20 protein-coding genes are annotated in these 15,592 nt (G+C 60.7%); 8 read left to right on the forward strand and 12 right to left on the reverse strand.

Annotation, left to right across the window (positions count from 1 at the left end; genetic code table 11):
- Position 1: 1 nt before the first annotated feature.
- The 6 genes from B0B52_RS16380 to B0B52_RS16405 all read right to left on the reverse strand — a co-directional run bounded on the left by B0B52_RS16380 (position 2) and on the right by B0B52_RS16405 (position 5,298).
- On the reverse strand, positions 2-508 hold the full coding sequence (locus B0B52_RS16380) for an ATP-binding protein (protein ID WP_077594736.1): 507 nt from the start codon (positions 506-508) through the stop codon (positions 2-4).
- A gap of 65 nt (positions 509-573) precedes the next feature.
- Positions 574-849 carry a septum formation initiator family protein gene (locus tag B0B52_RS16385; protein ID WP_077594737.1) on the reverse strand — a complete coding sequence of 92 codons (276 nt, stop codon included), beginning with the start codon at positions 847-849 and terminating at the stop codon, positions 574-576.
- Positions 850-1,000: 151 nt separating this feature from the next.
- Positions 1,001-2,287, reverse strand: coding sequence for a phosphopyruvate hydratase (gene eno / locus B0B52_RS16390; protein WP_077594738.1), 1,287 nt, complete (start codon positions 2,285-2,287; stop codon positions 1,001-1,003).
- 26 nt (positions 2,288-2,313) lie between these two features.
- Complete coding sequence (locus B0B52_RS16395; protein ID WP_077594739.1) at positions 2,314-2,619, reverse strand: DUF1330 domain-containing protein; 306 nt, start codon at positions 2,617-2,619, stop codon at positions 2,314-2,316.
- A gap of 35 nt (positions 2,620-2,654) precedes the next feature.
- Complete coding sequence (gene kdsA, locus B0B52_RS16400) at positions 2,655-3,512, reverse strand: 3-deoxy-8-phosphooctulonate synthase (protein WP_077594740.1); 858 nt, start codon at positions 3,510-3,512, stop codon at positions 2,655-2,657.
- Positions 3,513-3,618: 106 nt separating this feature from the next.
- The gene (locus tag B0B52_RS16405; RefSeq protein ID WP_077594741.1) at positions 3,619-5,298 is read right to left on the reverse strand and encodes a CTP synthase; all 1,680 of its coding nucleotides are present in this window, start codon (positions 5,296-5,298) and stop codon (positions 3,619-3,621) included.
- A 115-nt stretch (positions 5,299-5,413) separates the two neighbouring features.
- On the opposite strand from B0B52_RS16405, the gene coaBC reads away from it, so the two are divergent.
- The 4 genes from coaBC to B0B52_RS16425 all read left to right on the forward strand — a co-directional run bounded on the left by coaBC (position 5,414) and on the right by B0B52_RS16425 (position 8,260).
- The gene (gene coaBC / locus B0B52_RS16410; RefSeq protein ID WP_077594742.1) at positions 5,414-6,670 is read left to right on the forward strand and encodes a bifunctional phosphopantothenoylcysteine decarboxylase/phosphopantothenate--cysteine ligase CoaBC; all 1,257 of its coding nucleotides are present in this window, start codon (positions 5,414-5,416) and stop codon (positions 6,668-6,670) included.
- Between the two features lie 90 nt (positions 6,671-6,760).
- Positions 6,761-7,117: a hypothetical protein gene (locus tag B0B52_RS16415; RefSeq protein WP_139351981.1), complete on the forward strand. Its 357-nt coding sequence runs from the start codon at positions 6,761-6,763 to the stop codon at positions 7,115-7,117.
- A 1-nt stretch (position 7,118) separates the two neighbouring features.
- Positions 7,119-7,565: a dUTP diphosphatase gene (dut, locus tag B0B52_RS16420; RefSeq protein ID WP_077594744.1), complete on the forward strand. Its 447-nt coding sequence runs from the start codon at positions 7,119-7,121 to the stop codon at positions 7,563-7,565.
- Positions 7,566-7,762: 197 nt separating this feature from the next.
- Positions 7,763-8,260, forward strand: coding sequence for a glycine zipper 2TM domain-containing protein (locus B0B52_RS16425; RefSeq protein ID WP_077594745.1), 498 nt, complete (start codon positions 7,763-7,765; stop codon positions 8,258-8,260).
- A 64-nt stretch (positions 8,261-8,324) separates the two neighbouring features.
- Here B0B52_RS16425 and B0B52_RS16430 read toward each other — a convergent pair whose 3' ends face one another.
- The gene (locus tag B0B52_RS16430) at positions 8,325-8,849 is read right to left on the reverse strand and encodes a peptidylprolyl isomerase (RefSeq protein ID WP_077594746.1); all 525 of its coding nucleotides are present in this window, start codon (positions 8,847-8,849) and stop codon (positions 8,325-8,327) included.
- A gap of 14 nt (positions 8,850-8,863) precedes the next feature.
- Between B0B52_RS16430 and B0B52_RS16435 the strand changes: the two genes are divergently transcribed.
- The 4 genes from B0B52_RS16435 to B0B52_RS16445 are packed head-to-tail and all read left to right on the forward strand — an operon-like array spanning position 8,864 to position 11,030.
- Complete coding sequence (locus B0B52_RS16435) at positions 8,864-10,042, forward strand: cupin domain-containing protein (protein ID WP_077594747.1); 1,179 nt, start codon at positions 8,864-8,866, stop codon at positions 10,040-10,042.
- Positions 10,043-10,089: 47 nt separating this feature from the next.
- Positions 10,090-10,608 carry a hypothetical protein gene (locus tag B0B52_RS16440; RefSeq protein WP_139351982.1) on the forward strand — a complete coding sequence of 173 codons (519 nt, stop codon included), beginning with the start codon at positions 10,090-10,092 and terminating at the stop codon, positions 10,606-10,608.
- A 27-nt stretch (positions 10,609-10,635) separates the two neighbouring features.
- Positions 10,636-10,830 (forward strand): hypothetical protein, encoded by a 195-nt coding sequence (locus tag B0B52_RS22600; protein ID WP_217349808.1) that lies wholly within the window; start codon positions 10,636-10,638, stop codon positions 10,828-10,830.
- The gene (locus tag B0B52_RS16445) at positions 10,827-11,030 is read left to right on the forward strand and encodes a hypothetical protein (protein ID WP_077594748.1); all 204 of its coding nucleotides are present in this window, start codon (positions 10,827-10,829) and stop codon (positions 11,028-11,030) included. The genes B0B52_RS22600 and B0B52_RS16445 overlap by 4 nt, the downstream gene beginning before the upstream one ends.
- A gap of 94 nt (positions 11,031-11,124) precedes the next feature.
- Here the strand turns inward: B0B52_RS16445 and B0B52_RS16450 are convergent, their stop codons facing one another.
- From B0B52_RS16450 to B0B52_RS16470, 5 genes are read right to left on the reverse strand one after another with little or no spacing between them, the layout of a single operon-like run.
- A complete protein-coding gene (locus B0B52_RS16450) occupies positions 11,125-11,895 on the reverse strand; it encodes an MBL fold metallo-hydrolase (protein WP_077594749.1) in 771 nt (256 codons plus the stop codon).
- Positions 11,896-11,913: 18 nt separating this feature from the next.
- On the reverse strand, positions 11,914-13,065 hold the full coding sequence (gene bamC, locus B0B52_RS16455) for an outer membrane protein assembly factor BamC (RefSeq protein ID WP_077594750.1): 1,152 nt from the start codon (positions 13,063-13,065) through the stop codon (positions 11,914-11,916).
- A 21-nt stretch (positions 13,066-13,086) separates the two neighbouring features.
- Positions 13,087-13,968, reverse strand: coding sequence for a 4-hydroxy-tetrahydrodipicolinate synthase (gene dapA, locus B0B52_RS16460; protein ID WP_077594751.1), 882 nt, complete (start codon positions 13,966-13,968; stop codon positions 13,087-13,089).
- A 59-nt stretch (positions 13,969-14,027) separates the two neighbouring features.
- Positions 14,028-14,612 carry a bifunctional 2-polyprenyl-6-hydroxyphenol methylase/3-demethylubiquinol 3-O-methyltransferase UbiG gene (locus B0B52_RS16465; RefSeq protein WP_254425737.1) on the reverse strand — a complete coding sequence of 195 codons (585 nt, stop codon included), beginning with the start codon at positions 14,610-14,612 and terminating at the stop codon, positions 14,028-14,030.
- Complete coding sequence (locus tag B0B52_RS16470) at positions 14,609-15,421, reverse strand: SDR family oxidoreductase (protein ID WP_077594752.1); 813 nt, start codon at positions 15,419-15,421, stop codon at positions 14,609-14,611. The genes B0B52_RS16465 and B0B52_RS16470 overlap by 4 nt, the downstream gene beginning before the upstream one ends.
- Between the last annotated feature and the right edge of the window lie 171 nt (positions 15,422-15,592).

The raw sequence follows: 15,592 nt of genomic DNA on the forward strand, positions 1-15,592 counted from the left end.
ATCACGACGCCCGGCTCGCCAGCAGGTCGCTGAGCAGCCGGCGTTCACAGTCCGGGTCGCTGCAGGTGTCGCAGGCCCAGAGCCAGGGCCGTTGTGCCGGGGCGCCGCTTGTTGGATGGTTACCGCAGCCGGCCAGACTGTGCAACGCTTCCTGTGCATGGGCAAGACGCGCGGGCCCCGTGCCGTAAACCACCGTGTAGGGAAAATCCGTCTTTGCGAGAGCCTGGCGCAACTGCTGGTCAGCGGTGTCCTGCGCCGGTTTTCCGCCTTGGTGTGCCGGCAGGTCCAGGCCCATCAGCAGGACGCGGTCAAAACCCCGAGAGCCCAAAACATCCGCCAGCGGCGGGTTGTCGGCGACCAGGAAAACCGCCGTCCCGACAGGGTTGCGGCCCAGCGCAGCCATGAGTTCAGCGGCCAGTCGGGTTTTGCCGGTCCCCGGCGCGCCCAGCACCGCCACCCGGCGCGGTTCGCCCGCTGCGCGGCTGGTTTCCGCTTTATGGATGGTCAAATTGGGCTCCAGCCCTTTGGGAGATTGCGTGAGTAGCTATTAAAAGCAGAGCAGATCGTATGGGGTCAGCGCGCAATCTGGACAAAAATTTCGTTGGGCTTGACCATGCCCAACTCCTGGCGCGCCTTTTCTTCCACCATCTCCAGGCCTTCCCGGAGGTCCTTGACCTCGGCGGCCAACCGCACGTTATCGGTCTGCCCCTGGGTGTTCTTGACGGTTTGCTCACTCAGCCTGCGTTGCATCTCGTTGACGCTGGGAAGGCTGCCCCGGCCAAACCAGAGTTGCGCGTGGACGATGACCAGCAGCGCAATCAGGAGGGCGGGGACGAGGCGCGAACCCATGCCTAGGCTCGAGGGAACACAAACGACACGAAACGCGTGAGCGTCAGGATTTTTTCAGCCGGGGCCGCGGGTCCGGCTCCGCCGGCCCGCAGGCGTAGCGGCCCCCTCGGGGGGCAGAGAGCTACACGAAGTGAGCGAACGTGGGGGCCCATTACTTTAAGTTGTAGAACGCGGCGCGGCCAGGGTAGGTCGCGATGTCGCCCAGGTCTTCTTCGATGCGCAGCAGCTGGTTGTACTTGGCCATGCGGTCAGAGCGGCTGAGTGAGCCGGTCTTGATCTGGCCGGCGTTGGTGCCGACGGCGATGTCGGCAATCGTTGCGTCTTCGGTTTCGCCGGAGCGGTGCGAAATCACTGCGGTGTAGCCGGCGCGCTTGGCCATTTCAATCGCGGCAAAGGTTTCGGTCAGCGTGCCGATCTGGTTGATCTTGATCAGGATGGAATTGGCAATGTTCTTGTCAATGCCTTCCTTGAGAATCTTGGTGTTGGTGACAAACAGGTCGTCGCCGACCAGCTGCACCTTCTTGCCCAGGCGTTCGGTCAGGATTTTCCAGCCGTCCCAGTCGCCTTCGTGCATGCCGTCTTCGATGCTGATGATGGGGTACTTGTCGCACCAGGTGGCCAGCATGTCGGTCCACTGCTGGGCGTTCAGTTGCAGACCGCCTTCGCCCTCGAGAACGTACAGGCCGTCCTTGTAGAACTCGCTGGCGGCGCAGTCCAGCGCCAAGGCAATCTGGTCACCGGCGGTGTAGCCGGCCTTATCGATGGCTTCCAGGATCAGCGCAATCGCCGCTTCGTGGTTTTCAACGCTGGGGGCAAAGCCGCCTTCGTCACCCACGGCGGTGCTGATGCCCTTGTCGTGCAGAATTTTCTTGAGCGCGTGGAACACCTCGGCGCCCCAGCGCAGGGCTTCGCGAAAGCTGGGCGCGCCCACGGGAACGATCATGAATTCCTGCAGGTCCAGGCTGTTGTTGGCGTGGGCACCGCCATTGATCACGTTCATCATGGGAACCGGCATCTGCATCGCACCCATGCCGCCAAAGTAGCGGTACAGCGGCAGGCCGGCCTCTTCGGCGGCAGCGCGTGCCACAGCCATGCTGACGGCCAGCATGGAGTTGGCGCCCAGGCGGGACTTGTTCTCGGTGCCGTCCAGGTCGATCAACGTGCGGTCCAGGAAGGCCTGCTCGCTGGCGTCCAGGCCCAATACGGCTTCGGAGATTTCGGTGTTGATGTATTCGACCGCTTTGAGCACGCCCTTGCCGAGGTAGCGCGACTTGTCGCCGTCGCGCAGCTCGATGGCCTCACGCGAGCCGGTGGAAGCGCCCGAGGGCACCGCAGCACGGCCCATGACGCCGGACTCCAGCAAGACGTCGCATTCGACGGTGGGGTTGCCACGGCTGTCGAGAATTTCGCGGCCGACGATATCAACAATTGCGCTCATTAGGTTCCTTTTTTGTAGAGGGGATATCAGACCGGGGCGGCAAGGCCCTCGACCAGCACCATATTGAAAAACTCGGTGGTGCCGGCACGCTTGGCGCGCGCGGCACGGTACATTTCGTCGTCGTAGAAGGCTTTGGCCTTCTCGAAGCTTGGGAAGCGCAGCATGGCGATGCGTGCGGGCTGCCAGTTGCCTTCGAGTGCTTCAAACTTGCCGCCACGCACCAGGTATTCGCCACCGGCGGCTGCCACTGCAGCGGGGGCCGCGGCCATGTACTGCTTGTACTGATCGGGGTCGGTGACCTTCATGTCGACGATGATGTAGGCGGGTGTCATGCTTGTCTCTGGGTGCTGATGGTGGAGGCCCTGGCTCAGGCGCTGAAATTGTTTTCAAGGAAACCGTTTTTCTTGGTGACGCGGTCCAGGTCGAGCAGCGTTTCCAGCAAGGCTTTCATGTGTTTGAGCGGGACGGCGTTGGGCCCATCACTCATGGCCTTGGCCGGGTCCGGATGCGTCTCCATGAAGAGGCCGGCAATGCCGACCGCGACGGCCGCACGTGCCAACACCGGCACCATCTCGCGCATGCCGCCGCTGCTGGTGCCGTTGCCGCCGGGCAGCTGCACCGAATGTGTGGCGTCAAACACCACCGGCGCCTTGGTCTCGCGCATGATGGCCAGGCTGCGCATGTCGCTCACCAGATTGTTGTAGCCAAAACTGGCACCACGTTCGCAGGCCATGAAGCTGTCTTCGTCCAGGCCCTTTTCGCGTGCTGCGGCACGTGCCTTGTCGATGACATTTTTCATGTCGCCGGGTGCAAGAAACTGGCCTTTCTTGATGTTGACCGGTCTACCCGACTGCGCCACAGCATGAATGAAGTCGGTCTGGCGGCAAAGGAACGCCGGCGTCTGCAACACGTCGACCACGGCTGCGACCCTGGCAATGTCCGTTTCGGAATGCACATCGGTCAGGATGGGCACGCCCAAATCCCGCCTGACCTTGGCCAGGATATCCAGGCCCTTGTCCATGCCGGGGCCGCGAAAGCTCGTGCCGCTGGAGCGGTTGGCCTTGTCATAGCTCGACTTGAAGATGAAGGGGATGCCCAGCGAGCTGGTGATTTCCTTGAGCGTGCCCGCCGTGTCCATCTGCAACTGTTCCGACTCAATGACGCAAGGTCCGGCGATCAGGAAGAAGGGCTGGTCAAGGCCCACATCGAAGCCACATAACTTCATGCCAACACCTCTTGCGACGTGGGCACGACGGCCTTCGAGTTCCGATCCCCAGCGGGGCTGGGGGCCCTCTCCAGCCCTGCGGCTGCCACATCGAAGCCGCACAGTTTCATGCCACCACTTTCAAAGATTTGTTCTTCGGCTTGCCGGCGGTCTGATGATCCAGCGCGGCTTTGACATAGGCGTTGAACAGCGGATGACCGGCCCAGGGGGTGGACTTGAATTCAGGGTGGAACTGCACGCCCATGAACCAGGGGTGCACGTCTTGCGGTAGCTCGACAATCTCAGTGAGGTGTTCGCGCTGGGTCAGGGCCGAGATCACCAGGCCGGCGTCACGCAGTTTGTCCAGGTAATGCACGTTGGCCTCGTAACGGTGGCGGTGGCGTTCGGTGACCACGTCGCCGTAAATCTTGTGCGCCAGCGTGTCTTTGGCAACATCGGAGCTTTGCGCGCCCAGGCGCATGGTGCCGCCGAGGTCGGACTGCTCGTTGCGGGTCTTGATGGTGCCGTCTTCGTCTTTCCACTCGGTGATCAGCGCGATCACCGGGTTCGGGCTGTCAGGTTCGAACTCGGTACTGTTGGCGTCCTTCAGGCCTGCCACATGGCGTGCAAATTCAATGGTGGCAACCTGCATGCCCAGGCAGATGCCGAGGTAGGGCACCTTGTTCTCGCGGGCAAAACGCGCGGCGCAGATCTTGCCTTCGATGCCGCGCTTGCCAAAACCGCCGGGCACCAGGATGCCGTCGAACTTGGCCAGGCGCGAAACGTTTTCCGCGGTGATGGTTTCCGAATCGACGTAGTCGATCACGACCTTGGCGTGGTTTTTCATGCCGGCGTGGCGGATCGCTTCGTTGAGCGACTTGTAGCTGTCCGACAGGTCCACATATTTGCCGACCATGGCAATGTGCACTTCATTGGCCGGGTGTGCAGTTTCGTAAACCAGATCGTCCCAGCGCTTGAGGTTGGCCGGGGGGGTGTTCAGGCGCAGCTTGTCGCAGATCAGGCCATCCAGGCCTTGCTCGTGCAGCATACGCGGCACCTTGTAAATCGTGTCCACGTCCCACATGGAAATCACGCCCCACTCGGGGACGTTGGAGAACAACGAAATTTTCTCGCGTTCTTCGGCTGGGATGGGGCGGTCGGCGCGGCACAGCAGCACGTCGGCCTGGATACCGATTTCGCGCAACTGCTTAGCGGTGTGCTGGGTCGGCTTGGTCTTGAGCTCGCCCGCAGCGGCAATCCAGGGCACATAGCTGAGGTGCACAAAAGCGGTGTTGTTGGCGCCCAGGCGGAGGCTCATTTGCCGCACGGCTTCAAGGAAAGGCAGTGACTCGATGTCACCCACCGTGCCGCCGATTTCGACAATGGCGACATCGACGGCCTGCGGCGTGTCGTAGCCCGCGCCGCGCTTGATGAATTCCTGGATTTCGTTGGTGACGTGCGGAATGACCTGTACGGTTTTGCCGAGGTAGTCGCCGCGGCGCTCTTTTTCGAGCACGCTTTTGTAGATCTGGCCGGTGGTGAAATTGTTGGCCTTGCGCATGCGCGTTTCAACAAAACGCTCGTAGTGGCCCAGGTCCAGGTCGGTTTCCGCTCCGTCGTCGGTCACAAACACTTCGCCATGCTGGAACGGGGACATCGTGCCCGGATCGACGTTGAGGTAGGGATCCAGCTTGATTAAAGTGACTTTGAGGCCTCGCGATTCAAGGATCGCTGCTAAGGAGGCTGAGGCGATTCCCTTGCCCAGGGAAGACACCACACCGCCGGTGACGAAGACAAATTTGGTCATGTCAGGTACGAACCGCAAGTTCGTGTAGGTGGTAAACGGGGATTATACGGGTGGCGACCATGCCCTGGAGTCGGGGAATCGGAAGCGGACCACAAACTGGGATACATTGCGGAGCATGACGAAGCAAGCGAACGAAGAAAGCCCTGCGCTCGAAGGCGATCTGGTCGGCAGGCACATTGTTTTGGGCCTGTCGGGGGGCATTGCCTGCTACAAGGCTGCCGAGCTGTGCCGGGCGTTGATCAAGCAGGGCGCTACAGTCCAGGTGGTGATGACCGAGGCGGCCGAGCAGTTCATCACCGCCGTGACGCTTCAAGCGCTCAGTGGCCGGCCTGTCTACAGCAGCCAGTGGGACTCACGCGAGGCCAACAACATGGCCCACATCAATCTCAGCCGCGAGGCCGACGCCATCCTGATCGCTCCCTGCAGCGCCGACTTCATGGCCAAGCTGCTGCATGGCCGTGCCGATGACCTGCTCAGCCTCATGTGCCTGGCCCGGCCGATCGACAAGGTGCCTTTGCTGATTGCACCGGCCATGAACCGCGAGATGTGGGCGCATCCGGCGACGCAACGCAACATGGCGCAACTGTCGGCCGATGGTGCAACCATTCTCGGTGTGGGCTCGGGCTTTCAGGCCTGTGGTGAAACCGGTGACGGACGTATGTTGGAGCCGCCGGAGCTGCTGGAAGACATCATTGCCTTCTTCACCCCCAAGGTCTTGAGCGGCCAGACCGTGCTGGTGACGGCCGGCCCGACCTACGAGGCGATTGACCCGGTGCGCGGCATCACCAATCTGTCGAGCGGGAAAATGGGTTTTGCCGTGGCCCGTGCCGCTCAGGAGGCCGGAGCCAAAGTCATTCTGGTGGCCGGACCTGTCAGCCTGCCTACGCCACGTGGCGTGAGCCGCGTTGACGTGAAATCAGCACAAAATATGCTCGAAGCCGTTATGGAGCGGGCGCAGACAGCTACTGTTTTAATAGCGGCTGCAGCGGTGGCCGACTGGCGGCCTGCGAGCAGTGCGGAGCGCAAGATCAAGAAGGACGGCTCGGGCCAGCCCCCGCAAATGGTTTTTACCGAGAACCCCGACATTCTGGCCACCTTGGCGCAGTCACCGCGCGGTACGTCCGGAGAGCTTTTCTGCGTTGGCTTTGCCGCAGAAAGTCACGACCTCGAAGACAACGCGCAGGCCAAGCGCAAGCGCAAGGGCGTGCCGCTGCTGGTCGGAAACATTGGTCCGGCCACTTTCGGCCGTGACGACAATGCGCTGTTGCTGGTCGACGCGCAGGGCAGCAGGGAGTTGGCGCGCGCGTCCAAGCTGTCGCTGGCGCGGCAACTGGTGGCAGAAATTGCCGGTCGATTGAAGCGGGCGGGGTGAGGATCCGTGCAGCTTCCTTCTGACACACCGCCCGATGGCGACTTTGCCCGATACATCGAGCAGCTCAGTGCAAAAGCGGCTGCTCAGGTCTTGGACAAGGCCGCCATTACCGCGTCCTCGCGTAGCCGATACCAGGAGCGCACCGGGCCTGTCGCAGCTGAACGTCCCATCGGGGCGGCCAGCAGCAAGCCTGCGGCTGAGGATTTCCCCCGGCAATTGGCCGGAATCTCCCTTTGGACCGTTGGCAAATGGGTGTTGATCGCCTGGATTGCGCTTGAGGTGCTTTCTGCGGTGCTCCCGCGTGCCGGCATGTTGGTCCTGCCGCTACTGATGGTTTTTGCCGCGTGGGCGTTCTACCGATTCAAAAAATATTCGCCGGAGCTGCTAAAGGCGCGCGTGCGAGAGCTGGCCGAACAGGCCGCCAAAGAATTCAAACAACGGAAGTGACATGAAAATCGACGTCAAGATCATCGACGAGCGCCTGCGCGGCAACTTGCCCACATATGCAACGCCAGGAAGTGCAGGGCTGGATTTGCGCGCCTGCCTGGACGCGCCACTCACCCTGCAACCCAACGCCTGGCAACTGGTGCCGACAGGGCTGGCCATTTACCTGCAGGATCCTGGCTATGCCGCCATGATCCTGCCGCGCTCCGGGCTGGGGCACAAGCACGGCATAGTGCTTGGCAATCTGGTCGGCCTGATCGACAGCGACTACCAGGGGCAGCTGATGGTCAGCGCCTGGAACCGCAGCGACGTGGCCTTCACCATCGAGCCCATGGAACGCATTGCCCAGCTGGTGATCGTGCCGGTGGTGCAAGCCGAGTTCAATGTCGTGGATGCTTTCACCGCCACCCAACGGGGAGAGGGTGGCTACGGTTCTACCGGTAAAGCCTGAACTCAACAGGGCTACCGTCAGGCTTTTCCTACAGGAGACTCTAGCGGGCTCCCACCCGGAGACAGCCTGGGTCCTCACGCTGCAGAAATGGTGGGGCACCTGTAATCAGGTCTTGGAAGTCGGTTTGCAATTTGATCGCCTGACAGCGATCAGAAAGTAGCTGAGGCTTCCATGAACTTTACAAACAGGAGATTTTCATGCGTAACCCTAGCCGCTTTCTTTCGGTGGTGTCCTCTGTGGCCGTTGTTGCCGGTTTGGCCGCCTGTGCTGCGCCCATGAGCCAGCCTGCTCCCTACCCCGCAAACTATCCGACATCGACTTACCCGGCGCAGCCGCAAGGCAACTATATCGAATACGGACGCGTCAGCAATGTTGAAGTGCTGCGTACGCAAGAGCCGGCAAGGACTTCCGGTGTGGGTGCCGTGCTGGGCGGTGTAGCTGGCGCTGCCGTTGGAAGCCAAATCGGTGGGGGCAGTGGTCGTACTGCTGCGACCGTGATCGGCGCTGTGGGTGGCGCTGTTGCAGGCAATGCCATCGAGAGAAACCGCAACACCCAGCCCGTCAATGAAAGCTACCGCGTTTCTGTCCAATCGGACAACGGTGGTTCACGCGCTTACGACGTGCCCTCGTACGGAGACTTACGTGTGGGTGACCGTGTGAAGATTGAAAACAACCAGTTGTTCCGCATGCGCTGATTTTTTGGTTGTTAAAAAGCCGGCTGCTATTGATGCATGCCGGCTTTTTTATGGCCAAGATTTGTCAGTGCAGGGTGTTGTTGCCGGGTGCCTGGGCTTCGAGTTTGAAGAAACCGGTACCCATGGAGCCCTGACCGATTTCTGCTTCGGTGGCTTCGCGTACTGATTCGACTTTCAGACTCAGACGGATGGCAATGCCGGCGAGGGGATGGTTTCCGTCAAGCACAACATGTTCGGGATAGATTTCCGTGACGGTGTAAATGTGGCCTGGTGGTGTTTCAGGATTCACGCCAATGGGCAGGGCAGCGCCATCGAAGACCAGACCTTCTTCCAGTTCGGGCGGAAACAGGTTGCGGGGTTCCAGAAACACCAGGTTTTCATCGTAATCACCAAAAGCCTGTTCGGGCTCAAGGTGCAACTCGACCTGGGCGCCGGCTTCATGGCCTTGCAGGCTTTCCTCGATCTTGGCAAGCAAGTCGTTGCCGCCCAGCAAAAACTCAACCGGCTCATCAAGTTCGTCGAGGATGTCGCCCAGGGTGTCTTTCAGCGTCCATGTCAGGGCAACGACGCATTGCGGGGTGATTTTCATCCGACAATTGTCCCATGGATGTCAATCAACCCCTCTCCCTCCTTGCCGGTTTGACACCGGCCCAATTCATGCGCCGTCACTGGCAAAAAAAGCCATTGCTGGTGCGTCAGGCCATGCCGGGCTTTAAGCCTCTTCTGAGTCGCACTGAGTTGTTCAGGCTGGCGGCCCAACCGCAAGTGGAGTCGCGTCTCGTGGTGCAGCAGCCTTCAGGCTGGCGCATGAAGCAAGGCCCGTTCGGGCCGCGCAGCCTGCCGGCCTTAAGTCGGCGGCAGTGGACGCTGCTGGTGCAAGGTGTTGATCTGCATGACGCACGCGCCCATGACTTGCTGAAGCAATTCCGTTTTGTGCCAGACGCCAGGCTGGACGATTTGATGATTTCGTTTGCCACGCCGGGCGGTGGGGTAGGGCCGCACTTCGATAGCTACGATGTTTTTCTTCTCCAGGCCAGTGGCCGCCGGCGTTGGCAGATAGGCCGGCAAAAAGACCTGACATTGCAGGAAGGCGTGCCGCTGAAGATCCTCCAGAACTTTGAGCCCGAGCAGGAGTTTCTGCTGGAGGCAGGGGACATGCTTTACCTCCCGCCGCGCTATGCCCATGACGGTTTGGCTGAACAGGGTGTCGGTGCGGGTGGCAAGCCCACAGACTGCATGACCTACTCGATCGGTTTTCGTGCGCCGCGGCAAGCCGAGCTGGGCAGTGAACTGCTGCAACGTCTGGCCGATTTCGGTGATGACGACGATGAATCAGGCAACAGCAACGGGGCTATTTACCGCGATCCTTTGCAGCACGCAACAGAGACACCAGGCGCCGTGCCGTTGGGGTTGCTTGAATTTGCCCAAAAGGCGGTAAACAATGCGCTCAAAGACCCGCTGGCGTTGGCCTGCGCCTTGGGGGAATACCTGACCGAGCCCAAGGCTTCCGTCTGGTTTGACGGTCCGTCCGGCGCGTGGAACCCGCGCGATGCAGGAGGCCTTTGCCTCGACCCGCGAACGAAGATGATTTACGACACGCACCATGTATTTATCAACGGTGAAAGCTACCGTGCCAAGGGGGTGGATGCCACCCTGATGCATCGCCTGGCTGACCAGCGGCGGTTGACGCCAGCCGATCTGCGTCGCGCCAGCGCTTCTGCGCTGGAATTGCTGGCAGACTGGCATGAGTCGGGCTGGGTGAGCCACCCGCCGCGACAGTGACGACGCCTTCTGGCCTGATGTTCGAATATTGAACGAAAGGAACAGCGATGAACAATGCCGAATCACCCTCCGGATTGCCAGCGTCCGTGCTATTGCAGGGCCGGTTTGAAGGTCGTTCCGCATTTGCCACACTGGTTCGGCAGGCATTTGCTGCGGCGGCCGAGCAGGGGTGGCGCGAAATCATCATCTGTGATGCCACATTTGAAGACTGGCCTCTCGGCGAGCGCGCGGTGGCGCAGTCGCTCAATGACTGGTCAAAATCGGGCCGAACCCTGACGATTCTTGCGCAAAATTATGACGAAGTCATACGTCGGCATGCACGTTTCGTCACGTGGCGCCGCACGTGGTCACACATTGTTGATTGCCGCGGCAGCGGTCCAGTGGCAGCAAGTGACCTGCCCAGTGTATTTTGGAGCCCGGACTGGGTGTTTGAACGGCTGGATCTTGTACGCAGCACAGGTGTGGCGGGTCCCGAAGCCGCGCGCCGCGTTGCATTGAAAGAACGTCTTACCGAAAAGCTGCTGCGAAGCACCCCGGCCTTCCCTGCAACCACCTTGGGCATTTGATTTGATGTCTTCACGTTGGAAAGCAAGATGTTGCAAAAAGCAACTGCGCTCAAGTTTTCAGGGTGTTTTGAGGGTTTATATGGCAGTAAAAACCCGCATATACTAAGCGGTTGGAAAGGCTGGGCTTGCATGGCTCGCCAACGTCAAAGTCCGGTCACCGATTGGTTTTTTGACAGTTCCAGAAATAGTTTTTTCTCATTCATCAAGGATCTCTCGATATGAACAAGTCCCTCGTTCTGGCCGCCATCGTTGCTGCTGTTTCCCTCGCTGCCTGCGGTAAAAAGGAAGAAGCGCCAGCGCCAGCTCCCGTTGTCGTGACTCCTGCACCAGCCCCAGCGCCTGCCGCTCCAGCTCCTGCTGCGGATGCTTCGGCACCTGCTGCTGCTCCGGCTCCTGCCGATGCTGCCAGTGCCGCAAAGTAATTAGCTTTGTCTGCACAAAAAAACCGCCTCATGGCGGTTTTTTTGTGCGCGTTAAGTTCCGCGTCAAATGGGTTGAAGGCCTTGGCGGTCAGGGTCAGACAGCCAGCCAGCGGGTTCCTGTTTGGGCGTCGGCCACCACAACTTCGATGGCATCCCCCAGCGCCTCAAACATGGCTTGTCGGGCCAGGTCAGGTCGGTTGTTCTGTTGGCTCAAATGGGCGGCCACTATTTGACTGAGGCCGTTGTGCCCCACAGCGCGCGCTATCTCGCCTGCGGCAAGGTTGGACAGATGCCCGTACTGGCCAGCCACCCGCCGTTTGAGGAATGGCGGATAGCTGGATTGTTTGAGCAAGTCAGTGTCGTGGTTGCATTCCAGCAGCAGGGCGTGGCAATGTGCCAGATGAGCCAGCAGGTGGGAAGTGGCATGGCCCAGATCGGTCAGAAGCCCCAGCTTGGAGGCGCCATCCGTGCAGCTGAGCTGCAGGGGCTCGCGCGCGTCGTGCGGAACCGTGAAGGGCATGAGCTGCAGTTCACCGAGGTCAATGGCCTGCCCGTCGTGCGCGATGTGGAGAAGCCCATCAAAGTCGGGCAGCCCAATCCCTTCAAAAGTGCCGCGGCTCATCCAGACAGGTACCCGGTGCCGCAACGCAAACTGGCGTGCACAGCCGATATGGTCGCTGTGCTCATGGGTCACAAAGACGGCATCGATGTCGCTGTCGGTAAGGCCTGCTTCGGCCAGGCGCAGCGAAAGCTGCCGAATGCCCAATCCACAGTCAACCAGCAATCGCCGGGGCCGAAGGCCTGCGGCTTCCACGAGGGTGGCGTTGCCGGTGCTGCCGCTGCCCAGGCTTTTAAACCTCAACACAGGGCAGTCCGGGAGAGGTTATTTCAGGTCGTCGGCAATGACCTGGACGATGCGCTGGGCGTTCGCTGAAGCTTCAGGGCTGCCTTGGGCATTGAGCACGGACACCATGGTGACTTCGCCCTGGCTACGTACGGCGATACGGTATTTGAGCGGAGGAACGCCTGCTGAAGAGCTGCTGAAGAGTTTGGCGAGGAAGCCGGGCTCTTTCTTGTCACCCGTGGGTTCGACATAGCGTACAAAATAAGTGCCTTGTGCACGGTCACGGTCTTCAACGGTGAAGCCGGTTCGGTCCAGCGCCAGTCCGACGCGGCGCCAGGCGCGCTCAAATCCTTCGTCGATCTGAACCACAGGCATGTTGTTGACGCTGGTGATTCGGGACGTCTGGCGAGCGCCGCCGCTGGCGACCAGGGCCTTGGACTGCTCCTGGCTCACGCCCAGCTTGACCATCAGCCGGCGCAGGAATTCCGCTTCAAGTTCAGGGTCTGCAGGACGCGGCTGCCAGACGGTGGTGTCGCCTTGCTTGGTTGCCTGGTTGACGCCAACGACGGTTTCCACCATGCCGCGGTGGCTGATGTAGATCTCCGTGCCGCCGGATGCATTGCGTTCCAGGCGCGTGCGGAATTTGTCGCGCTCGCCGGTGGAGTAAAGGCTGTCCAATAGCTTGCCGATTGTTGCGCGTACAAAATCCTGAGGGAGCTTGGCGCGGTTTTCCGCGTAGTCTGTTTCCATGATGCCCAGGTTTTCCTGGTCAAGCGTCAGGAGGAAACCGCTTTCCTGCCAGAAGTCGCGCACAGGGCCCCAGAGTTTGTCTGCAGGACGGTTGACCACCAGCCAGCGCTGGCTACCTGCGCGTTCGATGCGTACGTCGCCTACGGTCATGGCTGCGGTCGTCACGGCCTGGGTGGGCTGTCCAATCTGGTAGCCGCTGGCAGTCACAGCGCCGCCAGGGACCACATACCGTGTTTCGCGTGAAAGCTGCGTCAGATCTGGTGGCACTTCCAGCGAGGGCCCTTTGGCAGAGGTCTTGTAGTCGATCTTGTCGCCTTGCATGACGTCTTCAAGGGTTGAACAGCCGGACGCGGAAAGCGCCGCGACCAGGATCAACAGACAGGACACGGTAGCCCGTGGAAAGCGTCCGGAGCCAGAAGCGGAGAGCGAGTGCAAAGTCATCACTGGAGTTTCCCTTAAAAATCAGATCAGGCCACAAACGCGCAGAGCGTTTTCTACCGTGGCTTCGTTGGCAGTTTCAAGCGGTGTCATGGGCAGGCGCAGTGTGCCTCCGCAAAGCCCCATGCGGGCCATGGCCCATTTCACAGGAATGGGGTTGGCTTCCACAAACAGGTTTTTGTGCAGCGGCAGCAACTGCAGCTGGATTTTCATGGCGGTCCGGACGTCGCCGGCGACAGCGGCCATGCACAGCTCATGCATCAGGCGGGGCGCCACATTGGCACTGACACTGATGTTGCCCTGCCCGCCGCACAGCATCAGGGCCACGGCGGTCGGATCGTCACCGGAATAGACGGCAAAGCCTGCTGGTACATCCTTGATGAGCCACTGGGCGCGCTCAATGTTGCCCGTCGCTTCCTTGATGCCGACAATGCCGGGAACTTGCGCCAGCCGCAGCACGGTGGCATGCAGCATGTCGGCCACGGTACGGCCGGGCACGTTGTACAACACCATGGGCAGATCAACCGCTTCGGCAATCGCCTTGAAATGCCGGTACTGGCCTTCCTGGGTTGGCTTGTTGTAGTAGGGCACCACCTGTAGCTGGCAGTCGGCGCCCACGGTTTTTGCGAAGCGTGCCAGTTCGATGGCTTCGGCGGTGGAGTTTGCACCGCAACCGGCCATGACCGGAACTTTACCTTTGGCCTGCTCCACCGAAACGCGAATGATTTCGCAATGTTCTTCGACGCTGACGGTGGGCGATTCACCCGTGGTGCCGACCACGCCGATGCAATCTGTGCCTTCGGCAATGTGCCAGTCCACCAGCTTGCGCAAAGTCGGGTAATCAACGCTGCCGTCTTCATGCAGGGGAGTGGCCAGTGCAACGATGCTGCCGGTAATGGTTTTCATGTCAATGTGTCGGGGGTCGGGTATACGGTCAATCCGGCCTATGCAGCCAATCCCGCATTCTACCCAGTGCGCTGGTCCAGCAGATAGCGTGGAACCCCCGTTGCCACCAACGGTTCCCGGACCGCGGCAATTCGCTGCACAAAACGGTCTGGCGCCTCCAGAAACCCATCTTCATAGGCGACCACCCGCAATTCGCGGAAGGCTGCCAGAAGCTCGCCGGGCCGCAACAAGAAATCCGGTCTTGAGGGTTTACCCACCGTTTCGTTGCCCTGTGTAAAGGTTTCGTAAATCAGGACCCCGCCCGGTGCGACGCTGGCCAGCAAGGTCGGCAGCAAGGGGCGCCACAGGTAATTGGTCACGACGACGGCGTCAAACTGGCGACCCGCGAATGGCCAGGGGCCGTTTTCGATATCGGCAACGACGGCTTCGCATGATGTTGCCGGAATTGCTATGGATTCAATAGCGTCCTTTGACCGATCTACAAGGGTGAGGGGGTGATTTCGCTTGTAAAACCACCAGGCGTGCCGGCCGTGGCCGCAAGCGACATCCAGCACCTGGCCGTGCGGGGGAACCAGATGAGACCAGCGCTGGACCCAGCTGGAAGGAGTCAGGCTGGCATGCCCGCTGGCAATGTCGTCCTTCAATGGGGCTTGACCTCGTCCTTGAGCGCTGCCAGTGCCATGTTTTCCACAACCCCGGGAGCTACCAGCTTGAGCCAGCGCCCGAGTTTTCCCTTGGTGGTCATCACCACCTCGCGTTCGCGGCGGTCCATGCCTTCGAGGATCAGCCGGGCGCAGGTCTCGACGCTCATGGCATCGTCTTCCTTGAGGCCGCTGGCGCCGGCCGGCGCACCCGCTGCGTTGAAACCGCGATGGCGAATCTGCGTGGCTACGACACCTGGGTAGGCCGTTGTGACGCTGACCCCTGCTGTTTTCAGCTCGGCGCGCAGTGCTTCAAAAAAACCTGTCATTGCGAATTTGGTGGCGCTGTAGGCCGTGCGGCCAGGCACACCCACCAGGCCCGCCAGACTCGACACCGCGACGATGCTGCCGCGGCTTTGTTGTAGATAGGGAAGCGCAGCGTGGGTGCACCAGACGCTGCCCCAGAGGTTGATGCGCATCAGGTCTTCGTACCAACCCAGGTCTTCGCTTTTGACCTCTTCAAAGAGTGCTTGCGCCGACATGCCGGCGTTGTTGATCAGGGCGTCGATTTGCCCGAACGCCTGGACAGCTGCGGCGATCAGGTTGCGGCACTGGGTTTGGTCCGATACGTCGGTTCGAACCACCAAAGTAGCTGCCCCGCGCGCTTGGCATTCGGCGGAGACTTCTTTCAACGCCTCCTCATTGCGCGCAGCCAGCACCAGAGCCGCCGACGCGCCATGACGCGTGGCCAACTGACGCGCCATTTCGGCGCCTATGCCATCGGACGCGCCGGTGATGACGATCGTTTTCATGGTCTTTTTTGTCCCCGTCTGTGTCTGTATTTCGGGCAAAGACTACCACCGATTGCTATCCGAACGGCCTACTTGCTCCGGCCAGCCCTATCCCTTACCCTGTACCTCAGATTCAGGAGTCAGGCCAGACGATCAGGCGCAACTGCAGCGCCTGTCCCAAGGAGTGTGCTC

The organism is Polaromonas sp. A23 (assembly GCF_002001015.1).
Classification (GTDB): Bacteria; Pseudomonadota; Gammaproteobacteria; order Burkholderiales; family Burkholderiaceae_C; genus Polaromonas.

What these genes read in the sequence shown, in the direction of transcription:
- B0B52_RS16385 (WP_077594737.1), bottom strand. Translation starts at nt 849, where the DNA reads ATGGGTTCGCGCCTCGTCCCCGCCCTCCTGATTGCGCTGCTGGTCATC.
- eno (WP_077594738.1), bottom strand. Translation starts at nt 2,287, where the DNA reads ATGAGCGCAATTGTTGATATCGTCGGCCGCGAAATTCTCGACAGCCGT.
- B0B52_RS16395 (WP_077594739.1), bottom strand. Translation starts at nt 2,619, where the DNA reads ATGACACCCGCCTACATCATCGTCGACATGAAGGTCACCGACCCCGAT.
- kdsA (WP_077594740.1), bottom strand. Translation starts at nt 3,512, where the DNA reads ATGAAGTTATGTGGCTTCGATGTGGGCCTTGACCAGCCCTTCTTCCTG.
- B0B52_RS16405 (WP_077594741.1), bottom strand. Translation starts at nt 5,298, where the DNA reads ATGACCAAATTTGTCTTCGTCACCGGCGGTGTGGTGTCTTCCCTGGGC.
- coaBC (WP_077594742.1), top strand. Translation starts at nt 5,414, where the DNA reads ATGACGAAGCAAGCGAACGAAGAAAGCCCTGCGCTCGAAGGCGATCTG.
- dut (WP_077594744.1), top strand. Translation starts at nt 7,119, where the DNA reads ATGAAAATCGACGTCAAGATCATCGACGAGCGCCTGCGCGGCAACTTG.
- B0B52_RS16425 (WP_077594745.1), top strand. Translation starts at nt 7,763, where the DNA reads ATGCGTAACCCTAGCCGCTTTCTTTCGGTGGTGTCCTCTGTGGCCGTT.
- B0B52_RS16430 (WP_077594746.1), bottom strand. Translation starts at nt 8,849, where the DNA reads ATGAAAATCACCCCGCAATGCGTCGTTGCCCTGACATGGACGCTGAAA.
- B0B52_RS16435 (WP_077594747.1), top strand. Translation starts at nt 8,864, where the DNA reads ATGGATGTCAATCAACCCCTCTCCCTCCTTGCCGGTTTGACACCGGCC.
- B0B52_RS16440 (WP_139351982.1), top strand. Translation starts at nt 10,090, where the DNA reads ATGAACAATGCCGAATCACCCTCCGGATTGCCAGCGTCCGTGCTATTG.
- B0B52_RS22600 (WP_217349808.1), top strand. Translation starts at nt 10,636, where the DNA reads ATGTTGCAAAAAGCAACTGCGCTCAAGTTTTCAGGGTGTTTTGAGGGT.
- B0B52_RS16445 (WP_077594748.1), top strand. Translation starts at nt 10,827, where the DNA reads ATGAACAAGTCCCTCGTTCTGGCCGCCATCGTTGCTGCTGTTTCCCTC.
- bamC (WP_077594750.1), bottom strand. Translation starts at nt 13,065, where the DNA reads ATGACTTTGCACTCGCTCTCCGCTTCTGGCTCCGGACGCTTTCCACGG.
- dapA (WP_077594751.1), bottom strand. Translation starts at nt 13,968, where the DNA reads ATGAAAACCATTACCGGCAGCATCGTTGCACTGGCCACTCCCCTGCAT.
- B0B52_RS16470 (WP_077594752.1), bottom strand. Translation starts at nt 15,421, where the DNA reads ATGAAAACGATCGTCATCACCGGCGCGTCCGATGGCATAGGCGCCGAA.